This is a genomic window from Pseudomonas duriflava, from assembly GCF_007830155.1.
In the GTDB taxonomy this organism is placed as follows: domain Bacteria; phylum Pseudomonadota; class Gammaproteobacteria; order Pseudomonadales; family Pseudomonadaceae; genus Chryseomonas; species Chryseomonas duriflava.
On the sequence record NZ_VLKY01000005.1, the window covers coordinates 263,618 to 276,999 of the forward strand.

General features: G+C 54.0%; 13 protein-coding genes. 4 read left to right on the forward strand and 9 right to left on the reverse strand.

Annotation, left to right across the window (positions count from 1 at the left end; translation table 11 throughout):
- A complete protein-coding gene (locus IQ22_RS09390; protein WP_145141019.1) occupies positions 1-1,362 on the forward strand; it encodes a cation:proton antiporter in 1,362 nt (453 codons plus the stop codon).
- 57 nt (positions 1,363-1,419) lie between these two features.
- On the opposite strand, the gene IQ22_RS09395 is transcribed toward IQ22_RS09390, so the two are convergent.
- The 4 genes from IQ22_RS09395 to IQ22_RS09410 all read right to left on the reverse strand — a co-directional run bounded on the left by IQ22_RS09395 (position 1,420) and on the right by IQ22_RS09410 (position 4,191).
- On the reverse strand, positions 1,420-1,782 hold the full coding sequence (locus IQ22_RS09395) for a response regulator (protein WP_145141021.1): 363 nt from the start codon (positions 1,780-1,782) through the stop codon (positions 1,420-1,422).
- A gap of 30 nt (positions 1,783-1,812) precedes the next feature.
- On the reverse strand, positions 1,813-3,255 hold the full coding sequence (locus tag IQ22_RS09400; RefSeq protein WP_145141023.1) for an ATPase domain-containing protein: 1,443 nt from the start codon (positions 3,253-3,255) through the stop codon (positions 1,813-1,815).
- 208 nt (positions 3,256-3,463) lie between these two features.
- The gene (locus tag IQ22_RS09405) at positions 3,464-3,820 is read right to left on the reverse strand and encodes a DUF3509 domain-containing protein (protein ID WP_158635424.1); all 357 of its coding nucleotides are present in this window, start codon (positions 3,818-3,820) and stop codon (positions 3,464-3,466) included.
- A gap of 131 nt (positions 3,821-3,951) precedes the next feature.
- The gene (locus tag IQ22_RS09410; RefSeq protein WP_145141027.1) at positions 3,952-4,191 is read right to left on the reverse strand and encodes a cold-shock protein; all 240 of its coding nucleotides are present in this window, start codon (positions 4,189-4,191) and stop codon (positions 3,952-3,954) included.
- 296 nt (positions 4,192-4,487) lie between these two features.
- Here IQ22_RS09410 and trhA point away from each other — a divergent pair, with 296 nt between their 5' ends.
- A complete protein-coding gene (gene trhA / locus IQ22_RS09415) occupies positions 4,488-5,105 on the forward strand; it encodes a PAQR family membrane homeostasis protein TrhA (protein WP_145141029.1) in 618 nt (205 codons plus the stop codon).
- Positions 5,106-5,417: 312 nt separating this feature from the next.
- Here trhA and IQ22_RS09420 read toward each other — a convergent pair whose 3' ends face one another.
- The 3 genes from IQ22_RS09420 to IQ22_RS09430 all read right to left on the reverse strand — a co-directional run bounded on the left by IQ22_RS09420 (position 5,418) and on the right by IQ22_RS09430 (position 7,965).
- Positions 5,418-6,056, reverse strand: a complete 639-nt coding sequence (locus IQ22_RS09420; protein WP_145141031.1) for a peroxiredoxin — start codon at positions 6,054-6,056, stop codon at positions 5,418-5,420.
- A gap of 61 nt (positions 6,057-6,117) precedes the next feature.
- Positions 6,118-6,699 (reverse strand): alpha/beta hydrolase, encoded by a 582-nt coding sequence (locus tag IQ22_RS09425; protein ID WP_145141033.1) that lies wholly within the window; start codon positions 6,697-6,699, stop codon positions 6,118-6,120.
- Positions 6,700-6,954: 255 nt separating this feature from the next.
- Positions 6,955-7,965, reverse strand: coding sequence for a DUF481 domain-containing protein (locus tag IQ22_RS09430; RefSeq protein ID WP_145141035.1), 1,011 nt, complete (start codon positions 7,963-7,965; stop codon positions 6,955-6,957).
- A gap of 426 nt (positions 7,966-8,391) precedes the next feature.
- On the opposite strand from IQ22_RS09430, the gene IQ22_RS09435 reads away from it, so the two are divergent.
- Together IQ22_RS09435 and IQ22_RS09440 are read left to right on the forward strand one after the other, a co-directional pair.
- Entirely contained in the window at positions 8,392-8,730 is a 339-nt protein-coding gene (locus tag IQ22_RS09435) for a FagA protein (RefSeq protein WP_244309050.1), read from the forward strand.
- On the forward strand, positions 8,723-10,099 hold the full coding sequence (locus IQ22_RS09440; RefSeq protein ID WP_145141037.1) for a class II fumarate hydratase: 1,377 nt from the start codon (positions 8,723-8,725) through the stop codon (positions 10,097-10,099). The genes IQ22_RS09435 and IQ22_RS09440 overlap by 8 nt, the downstream gene beginning before the upstream one ends.
- A 162-nt stretch (positions 10,100-10,261) precedes the next feature.
- On the opposite strand, the gene IQ22_RS09445 is transcribed toward IQ22_RS09440, so the two are convergent.
- Positions 10,262-11,827 carry a TerC family protein gene (locus IQ22_RS09445; protein ID WP_145141039.1) on the reverse strand — a complete coding sequence of 522 codons (1,566 nt, stop codon included), beginning with the start codon at positions 11,825-11,827 and terminating at the stop codon, positions 10,262-10,264.
- Between the two features lie 589 nt (positions 11,828-12,416).
- On the reverse strand, positions 12,417-13,133 hold the full coding sequence (locus IQ22_RS09450; RefSeq protein WP_145141041.1) for an SAM-dependent methyltransferase: 717 nt from the start codon (positions 13,131-13,133) through the stop codon (positions 12,417-12,419).
- Between the last annotated feature and the right edge of the window lie 249 nt (positions 13,134-13,382).

Below are 13,382 nucleotides of genomic sequence, written 5' to 3' on the forward strand. Positions count from 1 at the left end.
ATGAGCTTTGTCCAATGGGCTGCCGTATTAGGCACGCTCCTGCTTATCCTCGCCCTGGCTTCCGCCTATTTACGCTGGCTTCCGGTCACAACCTCGGTGGTGTGCCTGGCCTTTGGCGTAGCCATTGGCCCTCTGGGGCTCGGGCTATGGCATGAATCCTTTCAGGATGTAGCGCACTGGATGGAGCATTTGACCGAGGTGGCTGTGCTGGTCTCGCTGTTCGTAAGCGGGCTCAAACTCCGGCTTCCCTTGAAGGCCCAAGCGTGGCGCAGCGCTTATTGGCTGGCAGGCCCCATTATGGTGCTGTGCATCACCGGTACCTGTCTTGTCTGTCATTACCTGCTTGGCCTGGACTGGGGCATTTCTCTGTTGATCGGAGCAATCCTGGCGCCCACCGATCCAGTCCTGGCAAGCCTTGTGCAAGTGGCGCATGCCCGAGACTTCGACCGCGTTCGCTATGCACTGTCCGGCGAAGCCGGTCTCAATGACGGCATGGCCTTTCCTTTCGTTGTCCTGGGGCTATTGCTGGTTCACCATGGGACCTTACAGCCTGACTGGTTGGGCGAATGGGCCTTGCATCGGCTGGTCTGGGCTGTTCCCGCCGGGCTGCTGATCGGCTATTACCTTGGCAAAAGCATTGGCCGCCTGGCTATTTACCTGCAGGTCAAGCACCGCGACAGCACGATCTCCCCGAACGACTTTCTGGCGCTTGCTCTGATCGCCATTGCCTATGTCCTGGCGGACACGGTTGGGGCCTGGGGCTTTCTCTCGGTCTTTGCTGCGGGCCTTGGCTTACGGCGTGCCGAAGTATCGTCATCCGGACATGCAGAAATTCCTGCAGAGGAGCAGGCACAGCCAACTCTTGGCCATATAACCGGCTCAATCGTGCAGGCCAACAGATTAGACAACGAGAAAAAAGCCAGTCCGACTCTGGCAGCCGGCGTACTGATGGGCGACATGATTTCGTTCGGCAATCTCCTGGAGCGCTCCTTGGAGGTTTTGCTCGTTACCCTACTCGGCGTGCTGCTCTACTCCCATTGGGACTGGCGCGCCTTGATCATTGGATTTGCCCTGTTCTGTCTTATTCGCCCCTTGAGTGTTCGCCTGGTCTTAAGCAGAAACCAGGTGAGCCCAGCGCAGCGAACCCTAATCGGTTGGTTCGGGATACGTGGAATCGGCAGTCTCTATTATCTAAGTTATGCCTTGAATCATGGCCTTACCGAAGGCGACATGCAGCACAGTGTAGATCTGACCTTATCAGTCATCACCTTGAGCATTCTGATACATGGCGTTACTACACAACCGCTCTTGGATCGCTATGAGCGCAAGCGTTTGGAGGAAGGAATGCAGGAGAAGCCTTGATCAGAAGAAAGACCTAGCGGTAACCCAGAACGATTGGTAGCGGTTATCCGGCTTCCGTCAGGGTGTGCCGACAAGCCTGGTAACCGTGTCGATAATTTCGAAAACGTCGAAAGGCTTTTCGAAAATCGCATCGAACAAATGATTGTTCTGTTGAGCGATATGCGCCTGGGCACCCGTGGTCAGAATAATAGGCAAGCGCTTGAAGTCCTCTCGCTCCTTCATGGCCAGCGCAAGCTCCAGACCATTCATAGCCGGCATCATAAAGTCGGTGATGACTAACGCGGGCTGCTCACGGTCCAGAACCTCAAGCGCCTTCTTGCCATTACTAGCCTGAACAGCCATGTAACCTGCGTCTTCCAAAGCCAGGGATAGGATATCCGCGATCAAGAATTCGTCATCTACCACTAGAATTGTCGTCATACTTCAGCTCCCAATTGAGCGCTGACGAAATCAGGTTCGATCGTACGAGGTGGGTGACCCCGAAAGAACCATCTCCGCATGTCTGAAAGCCTTAGTTAAATCGAGACCATGGTTATTGATGACAATTTCCCGCAGCGTAGGATCGAAATCGCTATCCCTGACCTTCACGATGGACATGACACGCTTGAGCTCGGCGTTCAATTCAGCAAAACGCATCAAAAATAGATTGTCTGTGATACTCGAGAGTTCTGAAGAAGGCGCATTGATGTCCGGGCCGAAAATATTTCTGACCTCCCAGGTTCCGTATACCGTGACATCCATACTGCGCAGTTCGTTCGTCAAGGCGGTAAAAAACTCCACCATCCGATTTTGATCCATCGCCAGTCGGGCAATAGCGCCCAAGCTGTCGATTAGTACGCGCTTGGCTTGATGCCTACGTACCTCATTGATGATCTGATGCCCGAGGCGGTCCAACTGCAATTCGACCGTAGGTTGCCAGACCATTTTTATGACCCCGGCATCCATCGGCGTTCGAAAATCAAGCCCAATCCTTTCCGCTTTTGACTTCAGCTTTTCAGCCGTTTCGTAAAAACCGAAAATCACGCCTGGCTCTTCTGCCGTACATTGGGCCATGAAGTGAAGACCAAGCGTGGTCTTTCCACATCCAGAAGGCCCCATCAGTAACGAGATAGACGTATGTGGCAGGCCGCCACCCAGCATGTCATCCAGCGGTTTTACGCCACTGGTCACGCGCCGTTCGTTCAACCACTCCTGCAAATACGGTTTGTTATAGACCGACTCAATCCGGGGGTACACGACGAACCCCTGATCAGTGATCTCGTATTCATGCAGGCCTGTCAGGGCGCTACTTCCTCGGGTCTTGCGTAGGCTTATTCGGCGAACGGAGCGGACACCCTTAGTTTCCTCTCTCATGTCCAACACCCCGTCGACCATGGTGAGTTCGGGACTACCATCGTTGAGTTGGGAGCTGGTCAGGAACAGTACAGTGCATTTGGCAAACGCCGCGTGAGCTTGAAGCTCGGCGATAAAGCGCTTGGTATCGAGTGCGGTTTCAGCCTTGGTACGGGCATTGAGCAAACCGTCAACAATCAGCAAAGAGGCCTTTTGCCGGGTAATCTCCCGGCGCAGCAACTTGACGACCTGATCCAGCCCTTCGTTTTCCATGGTATCGAACGCGCTGAGGTACTGAATATCGCCCCCAACCATGGAATGATCGAAAAAGCTGAGCGTAGAGAGAAATTGGAACATGCGCTCGTGCGACTCGGACAGGAGCGTTGCGAACAATGCCCGCCCTCCTTCCCGCACGTAATTGAAAGCGACCTGGTTGGCCAGAATCGTCTTACCGGAACCCGGACGGCCCTGGATGACATACGAGGCGCCGGCCACGAAGCCACCTTGCAGCAAAACATCCAGCCCGTCGATTCCGCTTTTCAAGCGCGTTAGCTGTTTCAACTCAATCTGCCCCAACAGAGATTAGACATAGGCATCAGTATCTAACATACCGGGCCTTGGAGGCATAAGACTATGCCTCAGAATTGGAAATAGCCAGCCATCACATATAGCGAGCTATCAAACATGCCTGTCTTAGGAAGGCCGGTAGACTGAAAGGTTTCGAGCGTGAACTGCAGTAAAAAAGAGCCTTATGGCAACACTGCCTTCCTTAGATGGGGCCGCTCTCTTCAGGCGGCACTTGTAAGGGCAGTTTCTGCTTTCTGGGAGCCAACGGCGACTGCGTCCACTCATTCCGAAAATTGCTCAAATACACCATGTTGCTGCGAGTGATGGTATGACGATCCAGCTTGCCCGCCATAATCAGTAGCTGCTTTTCGATCTCTGCGATATGCGTCTGCAACCGCTCCGAATCCTTGAGATCCGCCGCCGAGATCACTCGAATCGCGACAACATCTTTATCATCCGTAGCAAACGTCAGGGTCAGGCTTCCATCGGGCCGAAGCGCCGAAACCACGGGATGATTGCTAACAAACGATGAGTCCAATGTCTTGAGATACTGTTCCATATTGTTTTCCTCACAGGTCATTATGTATGGCGATAGCGAGTTCCCTCTCCGGATCGCACGCTGAGGCAAGGCCCCAGGTGCGTATCACCCTTTAGCGTGAGCTTATGGAACGCTCACACTGGCGTGGCCGCTTACAACAAATGCGCGACCTCTGAAAACGTTTGGACCGACTCGGCTTGCATGCCTTTTCCTGGCTTGCCCTCGGCGGCGATGTAAGACACGGATTGCCCCGTCATCAATTGCTTGACGACATGAGGGCCCAAAATTGAAGAGTGATGTACGAACAGCTCAGGACCCTCCGTCTGGATAATAAAACCGTATCCCTTGGCACGGTCGAACCACTTGACGGTTCCACTCTGGCGATCAGACATGCAATGCCTCCTGAATCAAATACAGCAGGAACGCGTCCTGCTATGTGCTTGGTAAGAGATCCAAGAAGAGGCCTGGGTGAAGAACACACCCTCGAGGGTCATGGCGCCTATGCCAGCCGCGCCGTCTTCTCACAATAGGCCGATTCATGTTCGGACGTAAGGTTATTTAAGAGACAAGCGACCGGTGGAGACAGGGCTCTGCGAAGCCTCAGCGAAACGCGCTTAACAGACGGGTGGTCAAACCACACGAGGTCTCATCCCACTCTGTCAAAAACGCCCGCTGGATAAGAAACGCTATGTATTACGGTGAACGATTCAATGCCTGGACCCACCTGATCGGCGTGGTGCTGGCTTTTATGGGGGCCGTTTGGCTACTGATTGTTGCCAGTATCGATGGTGATCCATCAAAAATCATAAGCGTCGTGATCTATGGCATCACGCTGGTGCTGCTCTACAGCACATCGACGATCTACCACAGCGTACAAGGACGGGCCAAGGTGATCATGCGCAAGGTTGATCACCTGTCGATCTACCTGCTGATCGCCGGAAGCTATACACCGTTCTGTCTGGTGACCCTGCAAGGCCCGTGGGGCTGGTCACTATTTGGCATTGTCTGGAGCCTGGCCATTATCGGAATGCTGCAGGAGATCAAGCCGCGCTCCGAGGCAAGGGTGCTGTCCGTGGTGATTTATGCCGTAATGGGCTGGATCGTTCTGGTGGCAGTAAAGCCCTTACTGACGGCACTGGGTTCAGTAGGCTTTACCTGGCTCCTCGCCGGTGGATGCCTGTATACGCTGGGAATCATTTTCTTTGCGTACGACCGTCGCTTCCGCCATTGGCATGGCATCTGGCATTTGTTTGTTATGGCAGGCAGCCTGCTGCACTTTGTTGCTATTGCGTTTTATGTGGTGTGATACCTTTTAAGCCAGCATTCACAAGCCAATAAAGCGCTTACACAAGTGGAGAAAGCCATAAAAGCGGGTTTCAACCACCATCTGAGCAAGCCCGTTCAGTTCGACACGTTGATCAAGAGCACGCTCGAAGCCATCACCAAACGCTAGTAATGATAAAAAACCTGCCTTGCGGCGGGCTAAAGGTGCTTTAGATAGTGTACGGGCTAGAGACTTGAACGATCGCGTTGAGTCATGGCAGTTTTTGGAGCAGAGGGCCGTCCGGCTGGCCCTCTGATTTCAATAAAAGCGCTCGTTCACAGCTCTATAAACGCATTACTTGTCGGGCTGTGGGGTTATCCGCAAATAAGGCCGAATGGCCTGATAGCCCTTTGGAAAGCGCTGCTTGATCTCGTCTTCATCCTTTAGTGACGGCACGATAACTACATCCCCGCCCTGCTCCCAATTAGCCGGTGTTGCAACCTTATGGGTATCGGTCAGCTGCAGGGAATCGATCACTCGCAAGATTTCATTGAAATTACGTCCGGTACTGGCCGGGTACGTAATGATCAGGCGAATCTTCTTGTTTGGGTCGATAACAAACAACGAGCGTACCGTCAGGGAGTCATTCGCGTTTGGGTGGATCATGTCGTATAACGCTGACACCTGCCGATCCTCATCGGCAATGATAGGAAAGTTGACCGTAGTCTTTTGGGTATCGTTGATGTCTTCTATCCAGCGGCGGTGCGAGTCAGCCGGATCAACCGAAAGCGCGATAACCTTGACGTTACGGGCTGCAAATTCATCCTTGAGTTTGGCGGTATAGCCCAGCTCCGTTGTGCAAACCGGCGTGAAGTCGGCTGGGTGGGAGAACAGAACGCCCCAACTGTCGCCCAGCCACTCATGGAAGCGGATACGGCCTTCACTGGAGTCCTGTTCGAAGTCGGGAGCGATATCGCCCAATCTGAGGCTCATGGAAACTCTCCTGTGCAGTGTGGATGTGGCAGAACACGGAAATACAGCTGACGGATAGCAGTTAAGCTCGATATCGTGACGTTTGCTCGATCCGTTCCTGAAGTTGATACAAGAATGTGAAACCTTCCTCCCAACGTTCATGACCGGACTTCACATTGATGTGACCAGCGCCAGGCAGGATCGCTAGCTCGGCCTGCCATTGACGGGCCAGCCAATGGATGCGGTCAACCTGAGCAGCATGATCATTGTCGGAGCCAACCATAAACGCCGGGAAAGGCAGCGGTGTCTGGGGCAAAGGGGCAAAGTTTGTCAATGCCGCCGGGCAGCTCGGCCGCTCTACATCAGCAGGTGCAACAAGCAAGGCGCCTGCCACTCGATTCAGCAACCGGGGCGATGCCTGGCTCGCCCAATGCGTCACCGTTACACAGCCGAGGCTATGGGCAATCAACAGGACAGGTGTAGTGCTGCTACCAATATACCGCTCGAGCGTACTGATCCACTCCTGACGCACCGGGGCAAGCCAGTCCGCTTGCTCTACCCGGTCGGCCTGAGGCAAAGAACGTTGCCAATGGCTTTGCCAATGATTGTCAGGCGAGCCCTGCCAGCCGGGAACGATCAGGTAAGACATGGATGAGTCATGCATAAAGAACACCCCTGCGTGATGTTCTTGTACTTTAGGGCATTTCGACTCAAAGAAAAAAGAATAACAAACTATTAAGTTATTCATTTTAAGAATATAAGCCAACGCTTTACGAGCTGCCCCTCCTCACTATGGCCTGGGTGGGCAAAATGGATTGATTGCACCTAGCTAACGACCAGCCATTAAAGACGATGCGTACGTCCATGTTATTTGCATCGGTCACAGCCTAAAAAAGCAACGCTACTAGAAATCTGGCATTCACCAGGTAATGCCAAAGCCAGCGGTGTATTCGGTTTTGTTAGCATCACCTGGCGCACCGCCAATATAAGCCTGAGAGGCCTTAAGGTTAAGCGAGGCCCAGTTAGTGATCTTGTAGCGCACCCCTACCTCACCGTCGAAAGTCAGGTCAGCGATGCCATCAAAGGGTCGTCCGATTTCTCCAGTGGTAAAGAACTGTACGGTTTGTCCATACAGATTGCGGCTGTAATCCCATTTGAGGTTGGCCGATAGAAATTCGGCAGAACCTCCATCAGTAAATTCGAAGCGATTCTGATTGATCAGCCCGGTCATGGAAAAAGCACCCAGTTCGTTATCCCAGAACTGATAGCCCGGGCCCGTACCAATGACACGCTGGCTACTCAGCTCCTCTACCCAATCCCGGGTGTACTCCAGCCGACCTTGCCAGAACAGTTTTTCATTGAAGAAGCGATCAAGGGCATACTCCAACGAATAGTTATGGGTAGAGACCGAATCATCGCTCTCGTAGCGGTTGTAGCTGCCCGTAGCGTTGTGTCGCCATAGACCATGACGTGCTTGGGTCTTGAAATCGATGTTGTAGTCTTCGGTATCGGCCGAGGACGCATTGATATAGTCGAGACCTACATCAACGTTGCCTTTCCAGCTCAAATCCCGCAGAAAAGGCTTGGGAGAGACAATCTGGGTGATACTGGCAAGCGCCAGGGTACGAGCGCCCTCCTGGGTCTGCATGACAACGTAACCGTCATCGCCCGGCTTAAGCGACTGGGCTTCAACGTTCTGTTCGTGGGCGCCGCGCTGGATGAGGATAGGAGTGTCACGCTGCAAGGTCTTGATCTTGTCCCAGGCAAGAGGCATGTCTCCTCCATACTCGGTTTGCAGCAGCAGTTTCTTGCTATCCAACAGCTTGATCGTACCGGTTAAGCGGTCACCGTTCTTGAGCCAGACAGTATCAGCATTGGCAAAAGGAGCACACCACAACAGGGCAAACGGCAGGACACGACTAAAGCGCATGGAGCGAAGACCAAAGAAGACAGGCCGAAATAGGGCGATGTGCGGATTATCCGGACGCCTAGGCAAGAGTCCATGAACGCTAGGTAAAGGTTCAGCAAAGTTTCGGACACATCGAAGCCACTTTTTTAAAGAACACGGGCGCGTGTCTGCCTATTGAGCCGACCGCCCCTGTGCCCCGCCGTTTTATTGCGCTGCGCTCGTTTTCACCCTACGTCCACGCCCGTGAGTTCTCCTCCCCAAACCCGAGTGAGGCAACACTTATCTGCGAATGACTCGCTTTGTCTGTTGAAACGGCCACACTCGACACATTGTTGATATTGATTATTATTTGCATATGATGGTTAATATCATTTTCGCCGTGAGGATAGTCCCATTATCAGATCCCACAACAGACCATGCCGCGAGTGCTGGCATTGGCAAAGTTTCATGATCCGCTGCGCACTGGCCCCAGAGCAGCCGCATCTGGTTGAGTGCTTTCAGAGCCATGGCGTCAGCTTGGTCGAGCATGGGCAGCTAAGCCCCTGGTATATGGCCTGCACAAGCTTGAACCTATTTCTCGACACAGCTTGCGATCCTGCCTTGCCATGGCATTGGCGTTGCCTGTGCCTGGACCATGCCTGGCGTCCGCTGCATGTCATGCAGCAACTGGTAAAGACCCATGCGCAGCAGCGTACCTTCATTACGGTGCGTAATCGCCTGGCCACCTTGCAGCTACAGCCCTCCCTCTCCCCCGCAGAACTAGCAGAAGGAAACCCTTATGAATAACAACCGTATCGAACGCGACAGCATGGGCGAATTGGCAGTACCGGCAGAAGCACTCTATGGTGCGCAGACACAGCGGGCCGTGAACAACTTTCCGGTGTCTGGCCAGCGGATGCCCGCAGCGTTCGTACGGGCCCTTATTCTGGCCAAGGCCGCCGCTGCACAGGCCAATGTGGAATTAGGACAGCTAAGCGTCGAACTGGGCGATGCCATCAGCGACGCCTGCCAGCAGTTGCTCAAGGAAGATTTCATGGCCCACTTTCCTGTGGATGTGTTCCAGACCGGCTCAGGCACCAGCACTAACATGAATGCCAACGAGGTGATCGCCACGCTTGCCAGCCGCCGTTTCGGCGACACAGTCAGCCCGAACGATCATGTCAATTGCGGCCAAAGCAGCAATGACATTATCCCGACCAGTATCCATGTAAGCGCGGCTATTGAACTGCATGAGCGGTTGTTACCTGCTCTGGGGCATCTGTTGAGTGTGATCTGCGAAAAATCGCTGGAAGTACACCCATTCGTGAAGACCGGCCGTACTCATCTGATGGATGCCATGCCGGTGCGCATGAGTCAGGCCCTGGATGGCTGGGCACAACAGATCCAGTCGAATATCCAGTACCTCACCGCACTTCAACCAAGCCTGCAAGCCTTGGCGCAAGGCGGCACGGCCGTAGGCACAGGCGTCAACGCTCATCCCCGTTTCGCCGAACAGTTCTGTACCGAGCTCAAGGCACTGACAGGCCTTTCATTTACACCGGGCGCCAACTTCTTCGCACTGATCGGCTCGCAGGATACGGCGGTAGCCTTGTCCGGGCAGCTGAAAACCACAGCCGTATCACTAATGAAAATTGCCAACGATCTGCGCTGGATGAATTCCGGCCCGCTGGCCGGCCTAGCCGAGATCGAACTGGAAGCCCTGCAACCCGGCTCCTCGATCATGCCCGGCAAAGTCAACCCGGTGATTCCCGAAGCTACGGCCATGGTCGCGGCGCAAGTGATCGGAAATGACGCAACCATCACCGTGGCCGGACAATCCGGCAATTTCGAGCTGAACGTGATGCTGCCAGTCATTGCGCAAAATCTCCTGCACAGCATTCAGCTGCTGAGCAACGTCAGCCATCTGCTAGCTGATCGCGCCATCGCTACCTTCAAAGTCAATCAGGCGAAACTCAAGGAAGCCCTGGACCGCAACCCGATACTGGTAACAGCCCTGAATCCCCTGATCGGCTACCTGAAGGCTGCTGAAATCGCCAAGCTGGCTTATAAAGAAGGCCGACCGATCATAGAGGTCGCACTTGAACATACGGAGCTCAGCCGTGAAGAGCTGGAGCATCTGCTTAGCCCGGAAAAGCTGACCGAAGGCGGCCGCTAAGTCGGGCCGAACGCAACCGATGGGCGCCTGAGACGATCATCCCGATCGCCCTCGGTGCCTATCAATTCACGGCAGTGATGTTGCAACCGCGCAATGAGCGCAGGGACAGTGGCGCACCTGCGCATTGCCTTACGGTCAACAGCCAGCCCTGCGGGTCAGAAATTACTTCGCCGTGGCCCTACGCAAAAAGACCTGACTCGCTCGTCGCTCCTCCACCGCACTTACCGACAGACTCCAGTCTTCCCACTGCACTCGGTCGCCCTTGACCGGCAGGCGATCCAGCAAGCTCATCACCAACCCCGCTACGGTCTGATAATCCTCCGTTGCCTCCGCCTGAAAGCCGATACGCGCTTTAAGCTGACTCAGGGGCATGCCGCCATTGACCCTATAGCCGCCCTGCTCTTCGACAATATCCGGTCCATCCATTTCGCTGGCATCGGGCAGATCCCCGGTGATGGCTTCCAGAATATCGGTGATGGTCAATACACCGACAAAGTCGCCAAACTCATTGACCACAAAGCCAATGTGCGACAAGTCCTTTCTTAATTGCTCCAGGGCGTTCAGGGTCGGACAGGTTTCCGGCAAGAACGTCGCCTTGCGAATAAGCGTGGCCAGATCAGGCTCACGGCCCGCCAGCAGTTCTCTGAATACCTCTTTCTTATGGATATATCCTAAAGGCTCATCGATCTTGCCGTGCCGAATCACCGGTAGACGCGAATGGGCAGATTCGACCAAGGCCTGACGGACCTCTTCGGGGCTGCTGGCCAGGTCTACATAATCCACGTCGGTGCGTACCGTCATGACCGAACGTATCGAGCGCTCGGCCAATGTGAGCACACCATTGATCATGATGCGCTCCTGCCGCTCGAACAGCGCCGGTTCGCCAGGCTCGCTGCCAGGTTCCAAGAGATCAGCAATGTCGCTATCCACCTCAGCGGCTTCAACCCTACGCCCTCCCAGCAAGCGCATCACCGTAAAGGCGGTGCGTTCGCGAAGAGTAAGGTCGCCATGCAGCTTCTTCCGGCGACGCCTCCGGGAGATCTGGTTAAACAACTCGATCAGCATGGAGAAGCCAATCGCGGCATAGAGGTAGCCTTTCGGGATATGGAAGCCCAGCCCTTCAGCGGTAAGGCTGAAGCCAATCATCATCAGGAAGCCCAGGCACAGCATGATCACGGTCGGGTGAGCATTCACGAAGCGGGTCAATGGCTTACTGGCCACAATCATCACACCGATGGAGATCACCACGGCAATCATCATCACGGACAGATGCTCAACCATGCCTACCGCCGTAATGACAGCATCCAGGGAGAACACAGCATCCAACACCACGATTTGCGCCACAATCGGCCAAAAGGCAGCGTATACCCGACTGCCTCGGTGCTGAACGACATGCCCCTCCAAGCGTTCATGCAGCTCCATCGTGGCCTTGAACAATAAGAAGATGCCGCCAAACAGCATGATCAGATCACGGCCCGAGAAACTCTTGCCAACCAGTTCGAACAACGGCTCGGTCAGCGTGACCATCCACGAAATACTGGCCAAGAGGCCAAGCCGCATGATCAAGGCCAGCGACAGGCCAATGATCCGGGCTCGATCACGCAGGGCAGGTGGTAACTTGTCAGCCAGAATGGCTATGAAGACCAGGTTATCGATACCCAATACCAGTTCAAGAACAATCAGCGTCAGCAGGCCAAGCCATGCTGTTGGATCAGCAATCCATTCCATAAAGGTTAGTTATTCAGTTAGTCCAAAAGAAAAACAAGCGATTAGCAGTTCGCGTCGTTTGAATACTTACAGGCACACGTCCCCCTAGAGACCCCACAGCATGCGGGCCTCCGGCTGGCGCCTCGCATAGAGAGGCAATGGTCAAGCCACACAGAAGCGTAGTCGTACGGGGAAAAGCAGAGGGATTGGACAGACAAGCTTGAGGTATAGCCTGTGTCCTTACAGCATGAGCTGTAACAAGGCTTATAAATGAATCAATATGAGAAGAGCTTCGACTGGGAGGCTCCGAGAGGGAGGTCATAGAACCTAGCAAGTAGTGGAAAGCCTTGATATTAAGCAGCTCACGATAAACTCCCTATAGCAAAACTGTTACAGATTACAAAAGCCAGACTCTGAGTGTTCAACTAGTAGGTGCTCACGGTGCTTCTAGTTACCGTAAAAAGCGTACGCAATCGCAGCAAAAAGGCGGAAGCTTGTTAAACCTGATAAAGCCGTCCTTACCACGAGAACTCTCTGCCCTGGCAGGAACGTAGCCGTAAAAGACCAACACTAGAGCAAGACTGGTTTCTCTTGAGAGCCAAAGCCTGTTTCAAGCCACCTTGGACGTTACCCAAGCACCCCAGAACAGACTACTGAAAAACCGCTGGCAGTCTCCAAATCCGGCATCATGCAAAAGCCCCTGAACGGCTTCTTCAGAACGAGGCGGATCGGCTCCCTGCAAGATCTTCCCGAGTTTGGCTTTTACCTCATCGGACGTAGCCCCCTGCTGCCGCCAGCGCTCGCCCCATACCTTGAGCAAAAAGGGCTGCTCTGCATAGGCATAGTGATTGGCTGCAACAATCAGCGGTGCGTCCGGCTTCAAGCGCGCCTGGATAGAACGCAGCAGGCTTCTCTTGTGGTCGTCCCCCTGAACATGATGCAGAACGCCAATCAATGTCGCGGCATCATAGGCTGCGTCGTTAGGCAAATCATCGACTGTCCCCAGCAGCAACTGAGTTCTATCCAGCAAACCATTGGCTTTCAAATGCTCTGTTGCTGTCTCCAGCATCGATGGTGATGGATCAACGCCAACAAATGTCCAGGCTGGCTCCAGGGCCGACAACAAAATGATTTCTTGAGCAGTTCCGCCTACCCCAACCACCAGAATACGTGCAGGAACACCATTACCAAGGCTGGCCGCCAGTACGCAGGCAGCCAGCTCATGGCAGGCGTCATAGCCAGCAAGAGCGATTCGGCTCTGGCGCGCATACTCGCCAGCACGGGATGCATCGAACTTTTCAGCAGGATTTAAAGGGCTGTGTTCCATGGCGCTCTCCATTCGACCAGGAACACTCTATGGGAGGCTGTTGAATACAAAAGATCGTATTTCTTATCCACACCATTCCTGAATGGAATCAGACAGCTCTGCCCGCCACTCCACGGCCAAGAGAGCAGGACATTACACCGGGCTATCCGAGTCGATAACGGTCGTACTCTGCCCAAACAACAATCATTGCTAACGCTAATGACGCAGGGAAGCTAACAAAAGAAAGAAGGCCGATAATAGCCGAATATA